The sequence below is a fragment of the Variovorax sp. PAMC26660 genome (assembly GCF_014302995.1).
Lineage (GTDB): Bacteria > Pseudomonadota > Gammaproteobacteria > Burkholderiales > Burkholderiaceae_C > Variovorax.
In genome coordinates this window covers 2,217,375-2,239,324 of the sequence record NZ_CP060295.1, presented here as the reverse complement: position 1 = coordinate 2,239,324, position 21,950 = coordinate 2,217,375, and the positions used below count along the sequence as shown (strand labels likewise).

General features: G+C 67.8%; 16 protein-coding genes. 12 read left to right on the top strand and 4 right to left on the bottom strand.

Features of this window, described 5'->3' with window-relative positions; translation table 11 throughout:
- Positions 1–18: 18 nt before the first annotated feature.
- The 4 genes from H7F35_RS10820 to H7F35_RS10805 are packed head-to-tail and all read left to right on the top strand — an operon-like array spanning position 19 to position 7,768.
- Positions 19–4,236 carry a YhdP family protein gene (locus tag H7F35_RS10820; RefSeq protein WP_187112865.1) on the top strand — a complete coding sequence of 1,406 codons (4,218 nt, stop codon included), beginning with the start codon at positions 19–21 and terminating at the stop codon, positions 4,234–4,236.
- Positions 4,233–5,048 carry a carbon-nitrogen hydrolase family protein gene (locus tag H7F35_RS10815; RefSeq protein WP_187112864.1) on the top strand — a complete coding sequence of 272 codons (816 nt, stop codon included), beginning with the start codon at positions 4,233–4,235 and terminating at the stop codon, positions 5,046–5,048. Before H7F35_RS10820 ends, H7F35_RS10815 begins: the two co-directional genes overlap by 4 nt.
- Positions 5,049–5,058: 10 nt before the next feature.
- A complete protein-coding gene (locus H7F35_RS10810) occupies positions 5,059–7,107 on the top strand; it encodes a two-component system sensor histidine kinase NtrB (protein ID WP_410010787.1) in 2,049 nt (682 codons plus the stop codon).
- A gap of 34 nt (positions 7,108–7,141) precedes the next feature.
- Positions 7,142–7,768: a response regulator transcription factor gene (locus H7F35_RS10805; RefSeq protein WP_093242653.1), complete on the top strand. Its 627-nt coding sequence runs from the start codon at positions 7,142–7,144 to the stop codon at positions 7,766–7,768.
- A 4-nt stretch (positions 7,769–7,772) separates the two neighbouring features.
- On the opposite strand, the gene H7F35_RS10800 is transcribed toward H7F35_RS10805, so the two are convergent.
- The 3 genes from H7F35_RS10800 to H7F35_RS10790 form a co-directional block, all read right to left on the bottom strand.
- The gene (locus H7F35_RS10800; protein WP_187112863.1) at positions 7,773–8,336 is read right to left on the bottom strand and encodes an OmpA family protein; all 564 of its coding nucleotides are present in this window, start codon (positions 8,334–8,336) and stop codon (positions 7,773–7,775) included.
- A 92-nt stretch (positions 8,337–8,428) separates the two neighbouring features.
- The gene (locus H7F35_RS10795; RefSeq protein WP_187112862.1) at positions 8,429–9,088 is read right to left on the bottom strand and encodes an OmpA family protein; all 660 of its coding nucleotides are present in this window, start codon (positions 9,086–9,088) and stop codon (positions 8,429–8,431) included.
- Positions 9,089–9,285: 197 nt separating this feature from the next.
- The gene (locus tag H7F35_RS10790) at positions 9,286–9,447 is read right to left on the bottom strand and encodes a hypothetical protein (RefSeq protein ID WP_187112861.1); all 162 of its coding nucleotides are present in this window, start codon (positions 9,445–9,447) and stop codon (positions 9,286–9,288) included.
- Here H7F35_RS10790 and H7F35_RS10785 point away from each other — a divergent pair.
- Positions 9,446–10,597: a murein transglycosylase A gene (locus tag H7F35_RS10785; protein WP_187112860.1), complete on the top strand. Its 1,152-nt coding sequence runs from the start codon at positions 9,446–9,448 to the stop codon at positions 10,595–10,597. The genes H7F35_RS10790 and H7F35_RS10785 overlap by 2 nt on opposite strands.
- A 226-nt stretch (positions 10,598–10,823) precedes the next feature.
- Positions 10,824–13,061: a PhoX family protein gene (locus H7F35_RS10780; protein WP_187112859.1), complete on the top strand. Its 2,238-nt coding sequence runs from the start codon at positions 10,824–10,826 to the stop codon at positions 13,059–13,061.
- A 123-nt stretch (positions 13,062–13,184) separates the two neighbouring features.
- Here H7F35_RS10780 and H7F35_RS10775 read toward each other — a convergent pair whose 3' ends face one another.
- Positions 13,185–13,652, bottom strand: coding sequence for an Lrp/AsnC family transcriptional regulator (locus H7F35_RS10775; RefSeq protein ID WP_187112858.1), 468 nt, complete (start codon positions 13,650–13,652; stop codon positions 13,185–13,187).
- 105 nt (positions 13,653–13,757) lie between these two features.
- On the opposite strand from H7F35_RS10775, the gene mdeB reads away from it, so the two are divergent.
- From mdeB to H7F35_RS10745, 6 genes are all read left to right on the top strand, one after another.
- Complete coding sequence (gene mdeB / locus H7F35_RS10770) at positions 13,758–16,409, top strand: alpha-ketoglutarate dehydrogenase (RefSeq protein ID WP_187112857.1); 2,652 nt, start codon at positions 13,758–13,760, stop codon at positions 16,407–16,409.
- Positions 16,410–16,479: 70 nt separating this feature from the next.
- Positions 16,480–17,259: a FadR/GntR family transcriptional regulator gene (locus tag H7F35_RS10765; protein ID WP_187112856.1), complete on the top strand. Its 780-nt coding sequence runs from the start codon at positions 16,480–16,482 to the stop codon at positions 17,257–17,259.
- Positions 17,260–17,695: 436 nt separating this feature from the next.
- The gene (gene ltnD, locus H7F35_RS10760; protein ID WP_187112855.1) at positions 17,696–18,616 is read left to right on the top strand and encodes an L-threonate dehydrogenase; all 921 of its coding nucleotides are present in this window, start codon (positions 17,696–17,698) and stop codon (positions 18,614–18,616) included.
- Between the two features lie 24 nt (positions 18,617–18,640).
- Positions 18,641–19,657, top strand: a complete 1,017-nt coding sequence (gene denD / locus H7F35_RS10755; protein ID WP_187112854.1) for a D-erythronate dehydrogenase — start codon at positions 18,641–18,643, stop codon at positions 19,655–19,657.
- A gap of 3 nt (positions 19,658–19,660) precedes the next feature.
- The gene (gene otnK, locus H7F35_RS10750; protein WP_187112853.1) at positions 19,661–20,938 is read left to right on the top strand and encodes a 3-oxo-tetronate kinase; all 1,278 of its coding nucleotides are present in this window, start codon (positions 19,661–19,663) and stop codon (positions 20,936–20,938) included.
- Positions 20,939–21,272: 334 nt separating this feature from the next.
- A complete protein-coding gene (locus tag H7F35_RS10745; RefSeq protein ID WP_187112852.1) occupies positions 21,273–21,941 on the top strand; it encodes an aldolase in 669 nt (222 codons plus the stop codon).
- Positions 21,942–21,950 lie beyond the last annotated feature (9 nt).

Below are 21,950 nucleotides of genomic sequence, written 5' to 3'. Positions count from 1 at the left end.
GACACAGCGCGATCCTCAATGAACGACACGGCGTCTACCCCTTCACGTCTGCTCAAAATCACCGCTGTGACGGCGCGCTGGCTGTTGGGTTTGCTGATCGCTGCATGGCTTCTGCTGGCGCTGTCAGTCGTTGTCCTACACGCGTGGATTGTGCCGCGAATCGGTGATTTTCGCGGCGCTCTGGAGGCACAGGCTAGCAAGGCCATCGGCGTGCCGGTCCGCATCGGATCGATCACCGCCCGCTCCGAAGGGCTTTTCCCGGCCTTCGAACTGCGCGACGTGGTGCTGCAGGATGCAGACAACCGCGAGGCGCTTCGCCTCGTGCGCGTGGTGGCCAGCGTGTCGCCGCGCTCGCTCTGGCGCCTGAATTTCGAGCAGCTCTACATCGAGGGTCCGCAGGTCGACGTGCGCCGCGATGCTCAGGGAAAACTCCATGTGGCTGGATTGCACATGTCGACCGAGACGACCGGAGAAACCCGCGCCGCCGACTGGTTTTTCGCTCAACGCGAGCTGGTCATCGAAGGCGGCACGGTGCGCTGGACCGACGAACAGCGCCGGGCCGAACCCCTGCTGCTGACCGACGTGCGCTTCGTCGCGCGCAACACCGGCCTGCGCCACGGCCTGCGGCTCGATGCCACGCCGCCGGCCGGTTGGGGCGAGCGCTTCACGCTGCGTGGCCAGTTTCGTCAGCCGTTTCTGTCGATGCGCAGCGGCCGCTGGCAGACCTGGGACGGCCAGCTCTATGCCGACCTGCCTTACATCGACGTCACGCGGCTGGGCCAATACGTGGCGCTCGACGCCCGCATCCGCGAAGGCAACGGCGCGCTGCGCGTGTGGGCCGACGTGGACGATGGCCAGATCGTGGGCGGCGCGGCCGACCTCGGGCTCGACCAGGTCGACGTCTCGCTCGACAAGGGCCTGCAGCCGCTGGTGCTGCGCGCGGTCACCGGTCGCCTGGCCGGCCATCGCTCCGAGGAAACCCTCGAGTTCTCGACCACCGCGCTGCAGTTCGAGACCAGCGACGGCATGCGCTGGCCCGGCGGCAACCTGTGGCTGCAGCACACGCCGGCCAAGGGGCGCACGCCCGAGCACGGCGCGGTGCGCGCCGACCGCCTCGACCTTGCGGCGCTGGCCCTCATCGCCGACCGGCTGCCGCTGGGCGAGGCCACGCACAAGGTGCTCGGCGCGTATGCGCCGCGCGGGCTGGTCGAGCACATCGACGTGAGCTGGCAAGGCGCGCTGGGCGCGCCCGACAGGTACCAGGCCAAGGGCCGTGTCAGCGGCCTGCGCGTGGCCTCGCAACCGGGTGCGGCCGATACCGCCGCAGGCCCTCCTCCCGCATCGACGACGGCCACCACCCCGGTTGCCGCCGCCAACAATGCAACGCCCGCCCATCCCAAGGTCCACCCCGGCACGCCCGGCCTGAGCGGCGCCACGCTCGACTTCGACGCGACCCATGCCGGTGGCACCGCCACGCTGGCAATTGCACAGGGCACGCTCGAATTTCCCGGCGTGTTCGAGGACCCGATCATCCCGATCGACCGGCTCTCGACCCAACTGCAATGGAAGCTCGACAACGGCAATGCACAACTGCAGGTCTCCAAATTGCGCTTCGCCAACGTCGACGCCGAGGGCGACGCCGAAGCCAGTTGGCGCACCAGCGACCCGGCCACCTCCAGCGGCAAGGGCCACTACCCGGGCGTGCTCGACCTGCAAGGCAAGCTGACCCGTGCCGATGGCACGCGCGTGTTCCGCTACCTGCCGCTCGACATTCCCCAGCACACCCGCGACTACGTGCGCGACGCCGTCACCAAGGGCACGGCCAGCAGCGTCGATTTCCGCGTGCGCGGCGACCTGCACGACATGCCCTTCCTCGACCCGAAGCTGGGCGACTTCCGCATCGCGGCCAAGGTGGCGGACGTCAACTACGCCTACGCACCGCCCCATGTCCCGCCCGCGCCGGCGCGCAACGGCATGCCGCCCCCCGTGTGGCCGCCGCTCACCGGCCTGTCGGGCGAACTGGTGTTCGAGCGCGACAGCATGCTGGTGCGCAATGCGCGCGGCCGCCTGGCCGGCGCCAACGGTGTCGAAGTGACCAAGGCCGAAGCGCAGATCCCCGAGCTGTCGCACCACGCGCCGCAACTGCGCGTCGATGCCCAGGCCAAGGGCCCGCTCGCCGAGGTGCTGCGCGCGGGCGCGCCGCTGGCCGGCGAAACCGGCGAGATCATGCTGCGCGCGCGCGCCACCGGTTCGGCCGACTACAAGCTGCACCTCGAACTGCCGCTCGCGGCCATGGACAACGCCAAGGTGCAGGCCAGCGTGACGCTGGCCGACAACGAACTGCAGGTGGTGCCCGAAGCGCCGTCCCTGACGCAGGCCAAGGGCACGCTGAACTTCACCGAAACCGGCTTCTCGCTGGCCGGCGTGCAGGCCCGGCTGCTGGGCGGCGACATCCGCATCGAAGGCAAGGGCCGCTTCTCAGGCCCCAACCGCGAAGTGGCCCTGAAGGCGCAGGGCACAGCCACCGCCGACGGCCTGCGCGGCGCGCGCGAGATCGAATGGCTCTCGCGCCTGGCCGGCAAGGCCAGCGGCAGCACGCCCTTCGCCGCCACTTTCTCGGTGCGCGACGGCGCGCCCGAGTTCTCGCTCACCAGCAGCCTGCAGGGCATGGCCCTGCAATTGCCGCCACCGCTCGTGAAGACCGCCGAAGAGCAGATGCCGCTGCGCATCGAGAAGAAGGTGACCGCGCGCGAAACCCGCCAGGGCGCAAGCGTTGCCACGCAAGACCAGCTCACGCTGGACCTGGGCCGCGTCGGCGCGATCCAGTACATGCGTGACATCTCCGGCACCGAGGCACGCGTGCTGCGCGGCAGCATCGGCTTCGGCCTGACGGCGGGCGAGACCGCCAGCCTGCCCGACAAGGGCGTGTTCGCGAACGTCAACATCGTCAAGCTCGACATCTCCGCATGGCAGGCGTTGCTGGGCTCGGCCGTGAGCAATGCTTCCGAAAGCGCCGGCAGCACCGAGCGGCCCGACGACCCGGCCCTGGCCTACCTGCCCACGCGCATCGCCGTGCGTGCGCAGCAACTCGGCGTTGCAGGCCGCACGCTGCACAACGTGGTGTTGGGCGGCACGCGCGACGGCGCGCTCTGGCGCGCCAACATCGACGCCACCGAACTCAGCGGCTATGCCGAGTACCGCCACACGCAGGCCGGCCGGCTCTATGCGCGGCTCGCGCGGCTGAAGATCGCACCCTCCGAGGCCACGCAGGTCGAGACCCTGCTCGACGAGCAACCCGGCGCGCTGCCGGCCCTCGACATCGTCATCGACGACTTCGAGCTGCTGGGCAAGCGACTCGGACGCGCCGAGATCGATGCGGTCAACCGCGGCGGCGCGGGTCGCGAATGGGCGCTCAACAAGCTGGGCTTCACCATGCCGGAAGCCAGCTTTTCGGCCAAGGGCACCTGGGCCGCCATCCCCGGGGCCGCGGTTGGCCAGCGCCGCACCGCCATGACCTTCAAGCTCGACATTGCCGATGCCGGCGAACTGCTCGGGCGCTTCGGCATGCCGGGCGTGCTGCGGCGCGGCAAGGGGCGGCTCGAAGGCGACGTCAACTGGCGCGGCTCGCCCTTCTCGCTCGACTACCCGAGCCTGAGCGGCCAGTTGCAGGTCGACGTGGAATCGGGCCAGTTCCTCAAGGCCGACCCGGGCCTGGCCAAGCTGCTCGGCGTGCTGAGCCTGCAGGCGCTGCCGCGCCGGCTCACGCTCGATTTCCGCGACGTGTTCAGCCAGGGCTTCGCCTTCGACTTCATCCGTGGCGACGCGAAGATCAACAAGGGCATCGCGAGCACCAACAACCTGCAGATGAAGGGCGTCAACGCCGCCGCGCTGATGGACGGCTCGGCCGACATCGTGCGCGAGACACAGAACCTGCGCGTGGTGGTGGTGCCCGAGATCAACGCCGGCACGGCCGCGCTGGTGGCCACCGCCATCAACCCGGCCATCGGCCTGGGCACCTTCCTTGCGCAATGGGTGCTGAGCAAGCCGCTGTCGGCCGCGGCCACGCAGGAGTTTCATGTCGAAGGCACCTGGGCCGATCCCAAGATCGCCAAGGTGCCGCGTACGCTGCAGCTGCTGCCCCAGAGCATCCCGACCCTTCCGGGCCTGCCGGCCTTGCCCGGCCTGCCAGGCTCGTCGACCGCCGACGAAAGCAAGAAAACGGAGACCACCCCATGAGAGTTGCAGCCATCCAGATGGTGTCGGCCATTGCCCGCGAAGCCAACCTCGCACGCGCCCACGACCTGCTCGCGCAGGCCGCCGCGGCCGGTGCCGAACTCGCGGTGCTGCCCGAGTATTTCTGCATGATGGGCGCGCGCGACACCGACAAGCTGGGCCTGCGCGAAACCGCCGGCGCCGGCACGGTGCAGGGCTTCCTGGCCGACTCGGCGCGCGAGTTCGGCCTGTGGATCGTCGGCGGCACATTGCCCATCGAGAGCACCGATGCCGAGCACGTGTTCAACAGCTCGCTTTGCTTCTCGCCCGAAGGCAAGTGCGTGGCGCGCTACGACAAGATCCACCTCTTCTTCTTCGACAACGGCACCGAGCGCTACGACGAGCGCCGCGTGATCGCACCGGGCGCCGAGCCTGTGGTGTTCGACCTGCCCTCGCGCGACGGCCACAGCTGGCGCATCGGCATGAGCGTCTGCTACGACCTGCGCTTTCCCGAGCTGTACCGCGCGCTGGCCAGGCAGGGCGCCGACCTGCTGCTGGTGCCCAGCGCCTTCACCCGCACCACCGGCGCCGCCCACTGGGAAGTGCTGCTGCGCGCCCGCGCCATCGAAAACCTGGCCTGGGTGGTTGCACCCGCGCAAGGCGGCACGCACGAGAACGGCCGCCAGACCTGGGGCCAGTCGCTGGTCGTCGACCCGTGGGGCACGGTGGTGGCGCAGCAGGCCAGCGGTGAAGGCGTGGTGCTGTTCGACATCGACGCCGCACAGGTCGAGCGCTCGCGCACCCAGCTTCCCGTTCTCTCGCACAGCGTGCTCTGACGTGTCGGCCCTGCCGCCCGAAGTCGACCCCGAAGCCCCGCACCGCCGGCAAGCGCCCCTGTCGTTCGCGCGTTTGCGCTCGCTCTGGAAGCGCTGGTTTCTGTGGCTGCTGCTGGCGGTGCTGGTGTCGGCGCTGCTGGTCACCGTGGTGTGGCTCGCGGGGCGGCACGAGGTCGAGCAGGTGCAGGCAGCGCTGGACCGCGATACCGCCGATGCGGTGTCCGACCTGCGCAGCGGCTTCCAGCGCAACGCGCAGAGCCTGCGCGCCACGCAGGCGCCGGGCATGGAGCGTGCGCAATGGGCCGACACCGCCGCCGCCCTGCTGCGCGAGCACCGCGAATGGCTGCGGCTTGAATGGCGCGATGCCGCGCTGCGCCCCGTCGAGGCGGTCAACACGCCCTACCGCATGCGTATCCTCGACGAGGCCAGCCGCGGCCCCGAGCAGTCCGATGTGACGCTGGCCTGCGCGGCCGCCCACAAGCTGGGCGCGCCGGCCTATTCGCCGAGCCACTACGTGCCGATCACCGGCGGTGGCGGCGTCGAGGTGATGGAGCTGTGCGTGCCCATCGATGCCGGCGGCTACCTCGTGGCCAGCTATTCGCTGCGCGACGCGCTGATCGAGCTGGTCGGCCCCACGCTCACGCGCGGCCAGGAAGTGGCCTTCACCGAGGCCGATGGCACGCGGCTGGTGGCGCTGGGCACCTCGCGGCGCACCGGCACGCGCGTGTTCACCTCGCAGCAGCTCATCGACCTGCCCGGCGCCGCGCTGATGCTGCGCGTGGACGGCTGGCGCGCCGCGCCCGACCTGTTTCCGAACATGCTCACGGCACTGGTCACGGCGATCTCGATCGCGCTGGTGTCGGTGCTGGTGCTGCTGGCGCGCGACACGCGCCGCCGGCTGCGCGCCGAACGCGACCTGGCCGATGCGCTGGCCTTTCGCAAGGCGATGGAAGACTCCGTCATCACCGGCCTGCGTGCGCGCGACCTGCAAGGGCGCATCACCTACGTGAACCCGGCCTTCTGCGAGATGGTCGGCTTCAGCCCCGAAGAACTCATGGCCGACAACGGCGACGCGCCCTATTGGCCCACCGAGCTGGCGCACGAATACCAGCAGCGCCAGGCGCGGCGCCTGGCCGGTGGCATGCCGCCGCGCGAGGGCTTCGAGTCGGTCTTCATGCGCAAGGACGGCGCGCGCTTTCCGGTGCTGATCTTCGAGGCGCCGCTCATCAACGCGCACCGCGTGCAGACCGGCTGGATGAGCGCGTTCATCGACGTGAGCGAGCAGCGCCGCATCGAAGAACTCTCACGCGCCAGCCAGGAGCGCCTGCAGGCCAGCGCGCGCCTGGCCACCGTCGGCGAGATGGCCTCGCTGCTGAGCCACGAACTCACGCAGCCGCTGGCCGCCATTGCCAGCTATGCGAGCGGCTCGCTCAACCTGCTCGGGCCGAACGCGACCGGCGACCAGGGCGAAGTGGCGATGGCCGTCAGGCGCATCGCCGAGCAGGCCGACCGCGCCGGGCAGGTGATCCGCAGCGTGCACGACTTCGTGCGCCGGCGCGACCGCACGCGCGAGGCCGTGGCGCCGCAGGCGCTGATCGACGCGGTGCTGCCGCTGGTGCGGCTGCAGGCGCGCAAGCTCGGCGTGATCATCGAAGTGGTGCTCGAAGACCGCCTGCCCGCCGCCATGTGCGACCGCACGCTGGTCGAACAGGTGCTGCTGAACCTGGCGCGCAATGCAATGCAGGCGATGGACAGCCCCGACAACGTCGGCAGCCGGGTGTTGCGGCTGCGCGTGGCGCGCGCCGTGGCGGTGGGTGGCACGGGCCAGGAAGACGGTCGCCGCTGGCTGGAGTTTTCGGTGGCCGACCTGGGCTGCGGCATCAGCGAGGAAGTGGCCGAGCGGCTCTTCACGCCCTTCTTCACCACGCGCGCCGATGGCATGGGACTCGGCTTGAGCCTGTGCCGCACGGTGGTGGAGCAGCATGGCGGCGCGCTCATGTTCGAGCCCAATCGCCCGCGTGGCACCGTCTTCCGGTTTACCCTGCCGGCGGCCGCCTGACTGCGCTTTCAAATTTTTCGTTGGACCTCATGGCATGCAACCGCTGATCGATGGCTTGATTTTTATCGTGGACGACGACGCCAGCGTGCGCGAGGCTTTGGCCTGGCTGCTGCGCTCGCGGCGCCTGGCCTCCGAGCACTTCGGCAGCGCCGAGGTTTTCGAGCAGTTCCTTGACCAAGGCCCGTTGCCCGAGCAGCCGCTGTGCCTGCTGCTCGATGTGCGCATGCCTGGCACCAGCGGGCTGGTGCTGTTCGACCGGCTCGCCGAGCGCGGCTTGCTGGCCGCGATGCCGGTGATCTTCCTGACCGGCCATGCCGATGTGCCGACCGCCGTCGATGCGGTCAAGCGCGGTGCTTTCGATTTTTGCGAGAAGCCGTTTTCAGACAACGCCCTGGTCGACCGCATCGAGCAGGCGCTGGGCGCGTCGCTGCGCGAACTGGAGGCGCAACGCGTGCGCCGCAGCCTGGCCGAGCGCATTGCCGAGCTGACCGACCGCGAGCGCGACGTGATGCGGCTCGTGGTCGAGGGCCTGCCCAACAAGCTGATTGCCGACCAGCTCGCGATCAGCGTGCGCACGGTGGAGGTCCACCGCGCGCGCGTGTTCGAGAAGATGGAAGTGAAGTCGGCCGTCGAATTGGCGAACCGACTTCGGGACCTCTAGAAGGTCAGGCCTTTTCCGCGACGAAGATTTCGACGCGGCGGTTCTGGGCGCGGCCAGCCGCAGTGTTGTTGTCGACCAGCGGTTCACGCGCGCCACGGCCGTCGGTCGTGATGGCGGTGGTCGACACGCCGCGTCCCACCAGGTGGTTGCGCACGCTGTCGGCACGGCTCACCGAGAGGCGTTCGTTGCCTTCGTCGCTGCCGGTGTTGTCGGTGTGGCCGATCACGCGCACGCTGGCGGCGGTGGCGGTCTTCAGGCCTTCGGCGACCTTGTCCAGCACCTGCGCCAGGTTGCGCTTGACGTTGGAGCGGCCCGTGTCGAAGGACAGGTCGTTCGGAATCACCACGTGAAGCTGGTTGTCGGTGGTCTGCTCGATCACCACGCCCGTGCCCTTGGTCGAAGCTTCGAGATCGCTCTTCAGTGCGGCCAGGCGTGCCGTCCAGCTGTTGGCCGGCGGTGCCGGCTGCGCGGCGGCTGTCGTTTCCGCAGGCTTCGTGGCCTGCGAGGCGCAGCCTGCAATGAACATCAACGCGGCGGCCGCCGCACTCGCAACAACAAATCTTCTCATGAGCTTTCCCTCTTCTTGGACCAATGGAATGGCGTTGGGAACCGGCCTTTCAATGCGACCGGTTTCCCCGATGTGACGGATGGACCGGCGGCTCAACCTTGCGGTGCGCGCTCGCCCACGTAGATCTCGACGCGGCGGTTCTGTGCCCGGCCGGCGTCGCTGTTGTTGTCGGCGATCGGCTCGCGCGAACCACGGCCTTCGATGCGGAAGGCGCCGGCATTCACGCCGCGTGCCACCAGGTAATCGCGCGTGCTGGACGCACGGTCGACCGACAGCGGGTTGTTGATGGCATCGGAGCCGGTGCTGTCGGTGTGGCCGATGATGCGCACCTCGGCGTTCGGGTTGTTGCGCAGGCCACTAGCGAACTGGTCGAGCACCGGTGCGAAATTCGACTTGATGTTGGAGCGGCCCACATCGAACGACACGTCGCTCGGAATGGCCAGCTTCAGCTCGTTGTTCGCCGTTTGCGTCACGGCCACGCCCGTGCCCTGGGTGGCGGCTTCCATCTGGCGCTTCTGGTTTTCCATGCGCTGCGACCACAGGTAGCCGCCGAGCGCGCCGGCTGCCGCGCCGACCACCGCGCCCGTGCCGATGGCACCGCGGTTGCCGCCGGTGGCCGAGCCGATGACTGCGCCGCCGAGCGCGCCGATGCCGGCACCGATGCCGGTGTTGCGCTGGGTGTCGGTCATGCCGCCGGCGCAGCCGGACAGGACGATGGCCGTGGCGGCGGTGGCGAGGACAAATTTTTTCATGGCGATACCTTTCTAGGTTGAATCAGGCGGGCCACAGCTTAGCTCCCGGACGTGCCCCGATGGTACGGGTTCATAGCCCTACAGAAAATAAGAAAAGTTTCGCCATCGCGCATGAATGCTGCGATGATTGCTACTAAAGTAATAGCAATAGGGTGCTTTTCCGACACCAGCGTGCGGTGGCGGGCTACACGATCAATTCACGATTTCGGCGGCGGATTCCGATCGGCGGCCTTGGCACTGTCCTCGGCGTCGGCATCGTCGTGCAATTCACCCTTCTTGCGGCCGGAAAACATGGTCCACCAAATGATCAAGATGAACACGAGTCCCGCGGCGAGGGCTTCAAGCAGAATCAAACCCATGAGAAATGGACTCCTGTGGACGGTTGGGCTGGTGATCGTAGCAACGCTGGCCGGCTGTTCCGTCGGCCCGCGCGTGCCTGTGGCGCCAACCCGTCCTTCCGTCATCGCCCCGCCGCGCGACCTCGGCCCGCTGACCGGCTCGCTCGCGCACCCCAAGAGCCGCTGGGTGCCGGTCGGCTGGGCCGAGCTGCCGGGCTTCGACGAGGACCCGCTGCATGAAGCATGGATCGCATTGCTGGCCAACTGCTCGCGCCCCAACGCCGCCTTCGCGCCGCTGTGCCGCGACGTGCGCCAGCTCACCATCGCCACCCCCGAAGAGCAGCGCCAGTGGATGACCGAGCGGCTGCAGCCCTACCGCATCGAGGCGCTGAACGGCCAGACCGAAGGCAAGCTCACCAGCTACTACGAGCCCGTGTACGAGGCCTCGCGCGTGCCCAGCGCCACCTTCAACGTGCCGATCTACCAGGCCCCGGACGGCCTCGTGCCGCGCCGTCCCTGGTACTCGCGCCAGGAAATCGAGACCCTGCCCGAAGCCCAGGCCGCGCTGCGCGGCCGCGAGATTGCCTGGATGGCCGACCCCATCGACGCGCTGATGCTGCACATCCAGGGCTCCGGGCGCCTTCGCATCACCGAGGCCAACGGCTACCAGCACACCGTGCGCGTGGCCTTCTCGGCCACCAACGAGCAGCCCTACCGCAGCGTGCAGCAATGGCTGATGAGCCAGGGCGTGACCAAGGTCGGCAAGTGGCCCGATGACACCAAGACCTGGGCCGCGCAGAACCCGCAGCGCGTGACGCAACTGCTGTGGAGCAACCCGCGCTACGTGTTCTTCCGCGAAGAGACGATGAGCGAGGTCGACGCCGCCTTCGGCCCGCGCGGCGCGCAGGGTGTGCCGCTGACGGCGGGGCGTTCGATCGCGGTCGACCGCGAGAGCATTCCGTACGGCACGCCGGTGTGGCTGGCGTCCAGCGGACCGGCGGCGCAACTGCAGAAACTGGTGGTGGCGCAGGACACGGGCAGCGCCATCCTCGGCGCGGTGCGGGCCGACTACTTTGCCGGCACCGGCCCCGATGCCGGCCGGCTCGCGGCCAGCGTGAACCAGCCGCTGCGGCTGTGGGCGCTGTGGCCGCGGCAACTGCCGGCGCCCTGATCCGCGCGGCGCGCGGGCCGCAAGCACCACCCCACCCCAGCACCGGCCCAGTTGGGCCGCCGGCGTGGCCTCCTGCTCGGGGGCGCAACGAAGCAACACGAAGTGCGCATTCCTTTGAAAAACACAAAAACAACCTGACCAGAACCTGAGCGTTTCACGGATATGTCATGCGAAGTGCCTAACTTCGCGGGTTGATTTCCTTTTCAACCCACGAAAGAAATTGCGCATGACCGCAAACACCCGTACCGACGCTGCCGGGATCGATCTCGACGACGTCGGCACCAATCCCACCTCGAACCCCTCTTTCACCGACCTGATCGCGTCCCGCCTGAGCCGTCGCCATCTGTTCGGCCTTGGCGTCGGCACCGCCGGCACGGCCCTGCTGCAGGCCTGCGGCGGCGGTGGTGGCGCCGGCGCCGGCTTTCCGATCCTGCCGCCCGTGCCAGCGCCTCCGCCGCCCCCGCCGGCCCCCGCGCCTGCTGCGTCGCTCAAGCTCGGCTTCGATGCGGTTGCCAAGAGCCTCGCCGACGTGGTCGCCGTGCCCGCCGGCTACACGGCCAGCGTGCTCTACCGCCTGGGAGACCCGATTGCTTCGGGCGTGCCCGCCTATGTGAACAACGGCACCGACGCTGCCAATACCTTCGACCGCCGCGCTGGCGATCACCACGACGGCATGACCTTCTTCGGCGTGAACGCGTCGGGCAAGTGGGATGCGGCCAACCCCTCCCGCGGCCTGCTCGTGATGAACCACGAAGCCATCACCTCAGTGTTCCTGCACCCCACGGGCCAGACCATCACCGGCAGCGGCGCTGCCGCGGTACGAACGGTTTCCGACGAAGTGCTGCGCGAGTTCTACGTGCATGGCGTGAGCGTGATCGAAGTCAACCGTGCTGGCGTCTCCTGGAGCTACAAGCAGGATTCGAGCTTCAACCGCCGCGTTCACACATTGACCGAGATGAACTTCTCGGGACCGGCCGCCAAGACCGACTATCTGAAGACCAAGTACTCGACCGACGGCAGCAAGACTCGCGGCACGGTCAACAACTGCGCCAACGGCACCACGCCATGGGGCACGTACCTGACCTGCGAAGAAAACTGGGCCGGCTACTTCCGCCGTATCACCGGGACGGACAACGCCAAACGCTCGACGAAGGAACTCGCGTCCTTCGCGCGCTACGGAGTCGCCGGCAACGGCCGCGAACTCTGGGCTACTTTCACGCCGGACACTGCGGACAACCTCTACGGACGCTGGAACACCGAGGTCATCGGTGCCACCGCCACCGACGACTTCCGCAACGGTTCCAACACCTACGGCTGGGTGGTCGAGATCGATCCGTTCACCACCGCCAGCACGCCCAGGAAGCGCACCGCGCTCGGCCGCTTCGGCCATGAAGGCGCCTGCCTCGGACCGGTCGTCGTCGGCAAGCCGCTCGTCTGGTACATGGGCGACGACTCGCAGAACGAGTACCTCTACAAGTTCGTGTCCACCAGGAACTGGGATGCGGCCGACATCGGCGGCGGCATCGCCGCCGGCGACAAGTACATGGACGACGGCAAGCTCTATGTGGCCAAGTTCAAGGCCGACGGCACGGGCGACTGGCTCGAACTCAAGCTCGGCGTCAACGGCATCACCGCGAGCAACCCCGCTTACGCTTTCGCCGATGCGGCCGATGTCTTGGTCAACACGCGTCTCGCTGCCGACGTGGCTGGCGCCACGAAGATGGACCGCCCGGAATGGACGGCCGTCAACCCGAAGAACGGCGAGGTGTACCTCACTCTCACCAACAACTCGGCACGCGCGGTCACCGGCACCGACGCGGCCAACCCGCGTTCGTACAACGATCCGAAGGGTGGCGTCGCGCAAAAGGGCAATCCGAACGGCCACATCATCCGTTTCGCCGATACCGGCGGCGACCCCGCTGCCGTCACCTTCAAGTGGGACGTGTACATGTTCGGCGCGCGCTCGACCGCATCGGCCGACGTGAACCTGTCCGCCCTCGGCGCCGACAACGACTTCTCCAGCCCTGACGGCATGTGGTTCAGCCAGGCCGCGCCCGGCCTGCTGTGGATCGAGACCGACGATGGCAAGTACACCGACGTGACCAACTGCATGCTGCTCGGCGCCCTGCCGGGCAAGGTCGGCGATGGTGCTGCGAAGACCATCACCAACGTCGATGGCGGCACCACCGCCACGCAGGCCACCTTCGTCGGCAAGGCCCCGGGCACCGACGGCCTGCGTCGTTTCCTCGTGGGCCCGGTTGATTGTGAAATCACCGGCATCGCCGAATCTGGCGACGGCCGTGCGCTGTTCGTGAACATCCAGCATCCGGGCGAGAACACGGCCAAGGCCGACATCAATGATCCGGGCAAGTTCCTCAGCCACTGGCCGGACGGCGACAAGACGCGCCCGCGATCGGCAACGGTGGTGATCACGAAGAACGACGGCGGTCTCATCGGTCTCTGAGCATCCCTGGACCCCAGGCCCCTCCGGGGAACACCGTGGAACCGGCTTTGCCGGGCCACCGGTGTTGCCCCCGGCGAGGGGGTTGGCGCAGCGACACGAAGTGCGCGAAGCCTGGGGGAGTACCTATTCTCTTGGCAACGGCAGCGCCGTCTTGTATCTCACCTGCTTCAACGCAAAGCTCGACCGGATCTTCTCGATCCCCGGAATCGGCGTGAGCTGTTCCATGATGAATTTCTCCAGCGCCGCCATGTCGGCCACGGCGACGCGGATCAGGTAGTCGCGGTCGCCCGTCATCAGGTAGCACTCCATCACCTCGTCGTGCTCGGCGATGCGCTGCTCGAAGTCGGCCAGCGAATGCTTGCTCTGCGTCTTCAGGCTGATCGAGATGAACACGTTCAGGCCCAGGCCCAGCGCCTTGGGGCTCGCGAGCGCCACGTAGCGGCCGATCACGCCGTTGGCTTCGAGCGCCTTTACCCGGGCCAGGCACGGCGAGGGCGACAGGTGCACGCGGCGCGCCAGTTCCACGTTCGACAGCGCGCCGTCGCGTTGCAGTTCGTCGAGGATGCGCAGGTCGATGGCGTCGAGTTGCATGAAATGCCGTGCAAGTTGGAAGTGGCGGCATCTTATGCTGCGACGCTGGCATGGAATTGGCTGCGCCGGTAGCTAATTCTTCGCATGCCGGCCTAAAGTGCCGATATGAACGCCCCGATTTCAGCCGACCAGATGCGCGCATTGCTGCTCGACACGCCGCTTTCGCACGACCCCGACCCCGCAGAGACCGCCGAGTGGCGCGACGCCTTCCTGGCGCTGGCGCAAGCGCACGGTCCGCAGCGCGCGCGCCAGATGCTGGTGGAGCTGGCCCGCCTCGCGCGGCAGCAGCGCATCGGCTGGCAACCCGAACTGGCAACGCCGTACGTCAACACCATCGCGGTGGAAGACCAGCCGCCGTTCCCGGGCGACCTCGCGGTCGAAGAGCGGCTGGCCTCGCTGATGCGCTGGAATGCGCTCGCGATGGTGGCCAAGGCCAACCAGGCGTATGGCGAGCTTGGCGGCCACATCGCCAGCTATGCGAGCGCGGCCGATCTGTTCGAGACCGGCTTCAATCATTTCTTCCACGCGCGCAGCGAGGCGCATCGCGGTGACCTCGTGTTCTTCCAGCCGCACAGCGCGCCCGGCGTCTATGCCCGCGCTTTCCTCGAAGGGCGCCTGAGCGAAGAAGACCTGAAGCACTACCGCCAGGAACTGACCGCGCCTGCCTTCACGCAAGGCAGCGGTGCGCGCGGCCTGAGCAGCTACCCGCATCCGTACCTGATGCCGGACTTCTGGCAGTTCCCCACTGGCTCGATGGGCATCGGCCCGATCAGCTCGATCTATCACGCGCGCTTCATGCGCTACCTCACGCACCGCAATTTGCTGAACTGCGAAGGCCGCAAGGTCTGGGGCGTGTTCGGCGACGGCGAGATGGACGAACCCGAATCGATGAGCGCATTGACGCTCGCCGCGCGCGAGAAGCTCGACAACCTCGTGTGGGTGGTCAACTGCAACCTGCAGCGCCTGGACGGCCCGGTGCGCGGCAACGGCCGCATCATCGACGAGCTGGAAAAGCTCTTCGCCGGTGCCGGCTGGAACGTCGTCAAGCTCGTGTGGGGCAGCGACTGGGACGGCCTGTTCGCGCAGGACGTCAGTGGCGCGCTCGCCCGCGTGTTCGCCAACACCGTCGACGGCCAGATGCAGACCTTCGCCGCGAAGGACGGCCGCTTCAACCGCGACAACTTCTTCGGCCAGAACCCCGAGCTCGCGCGCCTTGCCGAAGGCATGACCGACGAGCAGATCGACCGCTTGAAGCGCGGCGGCCACGACCTCGTGAAGATCCATGCCGCATACGCCGCGGCGGCCAAGCACAAGGGCCAGCCCACCGTGATCCTGGCCCACACCAAGAAAGGCTACGGCATGGGCAGCGCGGCCCAGGGCAAGATGACGACGCACTCGCACAAGAAGATGGGTGACGTCGATCTCATCGAATTCCGCGACCGCTTCAACTTGCCGCTGACCGACGCGCAGGCCACCGCGATGGACTTCTTCCGCCCCGCCGAGGACAGCGCCGAGATGCGCTACCTGCGCCAGCACCGCGAAGCGCTCGGCGGCGCCATGCCACGGCGCGAGACCGCCTGCGACGTGGTGCCCAAGCCCGACATCGCCAGCTATGCGCAGTTCGCTACAGCGGCCGCAGGCAAGGAAATGAGCACCACCATGGCCTTCGTGCGCATGCTGGGCAATCTCATGAAAGACAAGGCCCTGGGCCCGCGCATCGTGCCCATCGTGGCCGACGAGGCGCGCACCTTCGGCATGGCCAACCTGTTCAAGCAGGTGGGCATCTATTCGAGCGTGGGCCAGCGCTATGCGCCGGAGGACATCGGTTCGGTGCTGAGCTACCGCGAAGCCACCGACGGCCAGATCCTCGAAGAGGGCATCAGCGAAGCCGGCGCCATCGCCAGCTGGACGGCAGCGGCCACCAGCTACAGCGTGCACGGGCTGGCGATGCTGCCCTTCTACATCTACTACTCGATGTTCGGCTTCCAGCGCGTGGGCGATGCGATCTGGGCCGCCGCCGACCAGCGGGCACGTGGCTTCCTGCTCGGCGCCACGTCGGGCCGCACCACGCTCGGCGGCGAAGGCCTGCAGCACCAGGACGGCAGCAGCCACCTCGTGGCCGCGACCATCCCCAACTGCAAGGCCTACGACCCGGCGTATGCGGGCGAGATGGCGGTGATCGTCGATGCGGGCATCCGCGAAATGATGGTCGAGCAGAAAGACGTTTTCTATTACGTCACGCTCATGAACGAAAACTACGCGCAGCCCGATGTGCCCGAGGGCGCGGAAGGCGACATCCTGCGCGGGTGCTACCGCTTCGGTACGTATTCGCCTGCCAAGGGCAAGGCGAAGCAGAAGGTCACGCTCATGGGCTCGGGCGCGATCCTCACCGAAGTGGTCAAGGCCGCGCAACTGCTGGCCGACGAAGGCATCGAAGCCGAGGTGTTCAGCGTCACGAGCTGGAGCGAGCTGGCGCGCGATGGCCTGGCCTGCGAACAGCGCGCGTTGGCCGGTGAAGAAGCTGGCACCGCGTTCATCGCGCAGCAGCTTGGCAAGGGCAAGGGCCCGATCGTCGCCGCTACCGACTACGTGCGCGCCGTGCCCGAGAGCGTGCGCGCCTTCCTGCCCGAAGGCCGTCGCTACCTCTCGCTCGGCACCGATGGCTTCGGCCGCAGCGACACGCGCGCTGCGCTGCGCCAGTTCTTCGGCGTGGATGCCGCGAGCATCGTGCGCGCCGCGCGTCACGCGTTGAACTGATCCCGCGCGGTGCGAGGGCATGGTGCGAAGGCCTGCGTTAGAGTCGCAGGCCCCACCGCTCCCCGCGTCCATGACCGCACGTTTCCAATCCCTCGCCCCTGCCGTCCGCCTGGCCGACCAGGTGGCCGATGCGTTGGCCGCCGAGGTGCGCAGCGGGCGTCTGTCGGAAGGCGACCGCCTGCCGACCGAGGCCGCACTGGCCGCGCAGTTCGGCGTGAGCCGCACCGTCGTGCGCGAAGCCGTCTCGCGGCTCAAGTCGCTGGAGCTGGTCGATTCGCGACAGGGCAGCGGCGTGTATGTGCGCGCCGCCGGGGTCGAGCCGTTGCGCTTCGAGATGCCGCATGTGGCCTCGCGCGAAGCGGTGATCCAGATGGTCGAGTTGCGCCGCGCGCTCGAAGCCGAGGTGGCCGGGCTGGCAGCCGAGCGGCGCAGCAAGACCGACCTGCGCCGCATCCGCGAGGCCATCAAGGCGTTGCAGGCGGCGGTGAAGGCCGGTGGCAACGGTGCGGACGAAGATGTGCGTTTTCACCGCGCCATCGCCGAGGCCGCGCGCAATCCTTTCCTGATCGGCACGCTGCAGTACCTGCGGCAGTTCCTGCATGGCGCCACGCGCGTCACGCGGGCCAACGAGGCGCGCCGTGCCGACTTTGCAAGCCAGGTGGCGCAGGAGCACGCGTTGATCATCGAGGCCATTGAGGCCGGTGATGCGACGGGCGCGCGCGAAGCGGCCAAGGCGCACATGGACAACGCGATCCGCCGTATCGAGCAGGCCGATCCTGCGTTTTGGCAGCAGGAGGGGGATCAGCTTGCGCGGCCGCTTGTTGAAAAGGGCTGGCCGGAGGGGAAGTGAGTTGTCGGATTTTGCGATTCAGGCGCTGTTTTGTTCGGGGCGCGTGCGAATGACACCGGGCACTCCCCCTCCGCGAATGTCCCCCGCTTCGCTCCTCCTTTATTTCGCTGCGGGGAGCACCCGATGTCATTCGCACTTGGGCACGCTCTGATTGATCCTGCGAGCAACGACTGCTCTGAGCGCTTACGTCGATACGGGGCTCTTTTTCGCGAAATAAAGGAGGAGCGAAGCGGGGGACATTCGCGAAAAAGAGCACCGTGTCGGCGTGAGCGACGCCCTGAACAGCAGCGCCCCACAACACAACGCGACAAATCAAAGAGCAAAGGGCCCATCCCAGGGGTTGATCTGTGCGCCCATATTTGTATGATGACCTGACAAATAAAGACAAACACGGCAACACCGTTTCCCTCTTTCAATCCCTGAAAGCACCTCCCTCATGACCACCCCCCAAACCCCCGTCGTCGGCCTTGTGGGCCTTGGCGCCATGGGCACTGGCATGGCGCAATCGCTGCGCCGCGCGGGCCATGCGCCGCATGTGTTCGACGTGCGCCGTGAAGCCGCCGAAGCCTTTGCCCGCGAAGGTGGCACCGCCTGCGCCACGCTCGAAGCGCTCGGCGCACAGTGCGACATCGTGATCTGCGTCGTCGTCAACGCGCAGCAGACCGACTCCGTGCTGTTCGGCGACGGCACCACGTCCGGCTGCGCCGCATCGATGAAACCCGGCAGCCTGTTCGTGATGTGCTCCACCGTTGACCCGAACTGGTCGGTCGCCCTCGAAGCACGCCTCGCCGCTCAAGGCATCCTGTACCTCGATGCACCCATCTCCGGCGGCGCTGCCAAGGCCGCGAGCGGCCAGATGACGATGATGACCGCCGGCACGCCCGCCGCCTACGCGAAGGCCGGCACCGTGCTCGACGCGATGGCGGCCAAGGTCTACCGCCTGGGCGACTCGGCAGGTGCGGGCAGCAAGGTCAAGGTCATCAACCAGCTGCTGGCCGGCGTGCACATCGCGGCGGCCGCGGAGGCGATGGCGCTGGGCCTGCGCGAAGGCGTGGACCCGGCCGCGCTCTACGAAGTCATCACGCACAGCGCGGGCAACAGCTGGATGTTCGAGAACCGCATGGCCCATGTGCTCGCGGGCGACTACACGCCGCTGTCCGCCGTCGACATCTTCGTGAAGGATTTGGGCCTCGTGCTCGACGTGGCACGGGCCAGCAAGTTTCCGTTGCCGCTGTCGTCCACCGCGCATCAAATGTTCATGCAGGCATCGACCGCCGGCTTTGCGCGCGAGGACGACAGCGCCGTCATCAAGATCTTCCCCGGCATCGAACTGCCCGCCCCGAAAAAAGAAGCCTGAAGAAAAAAGGAAAGAGACAACACCATGAACATCCTCATCACCGGCGGCTGCGGCTTTCTCGGCGCACGGCTCGCACGCACCCTGCTCGCGGGCGGTCCCATCGCGCTGGCACGCGGCGCGGCCAGGGGCATCTCGCGCATCACATTGGCCGACCGCGTGCCGCCGCCCGCCGACCTTGCAGCCGATGCCCGCATCCAGTTCGTGCAAGGCGACCTGTACGAACAGGCAGGCAACAGCGCACTGCCACTGGCCGGCACAGACGTGGTGTTCCATCTCGCGGCGGCCGTCAGCGGCGAGTGCGAGGCCGACTTCGACCTCGGCATGCGCAGCAACCTCGACACCACGCGCGCCCTGCTCGACGCCTGTCGCCGCGCCGGCCATGCGCCAGTGTTCGTGTTCTCCAGCTCGGTCGCGGTGTTCGGCGATTCGCCCGAGCAGCGCCTGCCCGCCGTGATCGAAGACACCACGCTGCCGACGCCGCAGAACAGCTATGGCATCCAGAAATTCATCGGCGAGCAGCTGGTGGCCGACTTCACGCGCAAGGGCTTCGTGCAGGGTCGCAACGTGCGGCTCATGACGGTCTCGGTGCGCCCCGGCCGGCCCAACGGCGCGGCCTCCAGCTTCCTGAGCGGCATGCTGCGCGAGCCGCTGGCCGGCGAACGCGCGCGCTGCCCCGTGTCGCCCGACACGGCGGTCGCGCTGGCTTCGCCCGGCAACACCGTCGCAGGCATCATCCGCGCGGCCACGGCCGGCGCCACCGAGTGGGGCGCTCGCACCGCCATCAACCTGCCCGCGTTGACGACCACCGTGCGTGAGATGGCGCAGGCGCTCGAACGCATCGCGGGCAAGGACGCCACCGGCCTGATCGACTGGGAGCCCGATGCCGCCGTCGCAAAGATCGTCACGAGCTGGCCCAGCCGCATTCACGCGGCGCGTGCAGAAGCGCTGGGCCTGAAGGCCGACGCCAGCTTCGACGCGATCTTGCGCGACTACGTCCGCGAGAACGCGCAGGCGGTGAAGCTGCCCGTCGCGAAGGACTGAGCGATGGCGAAGAAGAAGCTGCTGCTCGGCTGCATCGCCGACGATTTCACCGGCGCCACCGACCTCGCCAACAACCTCGTGCGCGCCGGCATGCGCGTGGTGCAGGCGATTGGCGTGCCGGCCACGCCGCTCGATGCGGACGTCGATGCGGTGGTGGTCGCGCTCAAGTCACGCACCGTTGCACCGACCGAGGCCATCGCGCAATCGCTCGACGCGCTGCGCTGGCTGCAGGCCCAAGGCGCGCAACAGATCTACTTCAAGTACTGCTCCACCTTCGACAGCACGCCGCAGGGCAACATCGGCCCCGTCACCGAGGCGCTGATGGACGCGCTGAACTGCGACTTCACCATCGCCACGCCCGCCTTCCCCGACAACAAGCGCACCGTGTTCAAGGGCTACCTGTTCGCGGGCGATGTGCTACTCAACGAGAGCGGCATGCAGAACCACCCGCTCACGCCGATGACCGACCCGAATCTCGTGCGCGTGCTGCAGGCGCAGTGCACGCGCAAGGTGGGGCTGATCGATCACGCGGTGGTGGCGCGTGGTGCAGCCGCCATCACGGAGCGCATCGAACAACTGAGGGGCGAGGGCGTGTCCATCGCCATCGTCGATGCGGTGTCGAACGACGATCTGCTGCGCATGGGCCCTGCGTTCGCGAAGATGCCGTTGGTCACCGCAGGCTCCGGTGTGGCCATCGGCCTGCCGGCCAATTTCGGCCTCGCGCCTTCGTCGCAGGCCAGCGCGCTGCCCGAGGCCGGAGGCCACAAGGCGGTGGTGTCCGGCAGTTGTTCGCTCGCGACCAACCGCCAGGTGCTCGACTTCATCCAGCGCGGCGGCGCGGCGCTGGCCATCGATCCGCTGCGCATCGCGGCGGGCGTGGACGTCGCCGCCGAAGCGCTGGCATGGGCCGCACCGTTGCTCGACAAAGGCCCGGTGCTTGTCTATTCCACAGCCGAAGCGGGCGCCGTGAAATCGGTGCAGGGCCGCCTCGGCGTGGACGAAGCCGGTGCGATGGTCGAACGCACCATCGCCGCCATCGCGCGCGGCCTGGTTGACCGGGGTGTGCGCCAGCTCGTGGTGGCCGGCGGCGAAACCTCGGGCGCGTGCGTGCAGGCGTTGGGCATCGTGCAGATGCAGATCGGCCCGCAGATCGATCCTGGCGTGCCGTGGTGTCACGCACGCGCCGAAGCTGCGCAGGGCGCGGGCGTGCATATCGCACTCAAGTCCGGCAACTTTGGCAGTGACGATTTTTTCACCAAGGCCTTTACAGTGCTCGGATGACATCTGCAGCCGTTGTGTGTTGGATGCGTGGTGGTTTGGGACGCCGCTATTCAGGGCGTCGCTCACGCCGACACGGTGCTCTTTTTCGCGAATGTCCCCCGCTTCGCTCCTCCTTTATTTCGCGAAAAAGAGCCCCGTATCGACGTGAGCGCTCAGAGCACTTGTTGATCGGCCGAAAACGCAGAGTGTGTCCATGTGCGAATGACACCGGGTGTTCCCCGCAGCGAAATAAAGGAGGAGCGAAGCGGGGGACATTCGCGGAGGGGAGCACCCGGTGTCATTCGCACGCGCCCTGAACTTCAGCGCTCCCGATACAGGAAAACCCAAAACTGACATGAACGAAACCCAAGCCCGAGAAGAAATCTGTCGAACAGGCCGCAGCCTGTTCGAACGCGGCTACGTGCATGCGACCGCAGGCAACATCAGCGTGCGGCTCGACGACGGCTTCCTCATCACGCCCACCGATGCATGCCTCGGTTTCCTCGACCCGGCGCGACTCGCAAGACTCGATGCGCTGGGCCAGCAGACGGGAGGCGACCGCGCCAGCAAGACCATCGCATTGCACACGCGCATCTACGCGGCCGCGCGCAAGTTCGACGCGAACACGGCTTGCGTGATCCACACCCACAGCACACATTGCGTTGCGCTCACGTTGAAGCCACGACAGGCCAACGAACTGCTGCCCGCACTCACGCCTTACTTCGTCATGAAGGTCGGCCACGTGCCGGTCATTCCGTACCACCGGCCCGGCGCGCCCGAGGCGGCCGAACAGGTGGCACAGGCCATCGAACGCCACGGCAACGCCGGCACGCCGATCCGCGCCGTGATGCTCACCCGCCTGGGCCCCAACGTCTGGCACGACTCGCCGACTGCCGCCATGTCGGTGCTCGAAGAACTCGAAGAAACCGCAAAGCTCCAACTGCTCACCGCCACAACGAAGCCCGAGCCACTGGATGCCGCGCAGATCGATGAACTGCGCCGCACCTTCGGCGCGCGCTGGTAGTAAAAACAC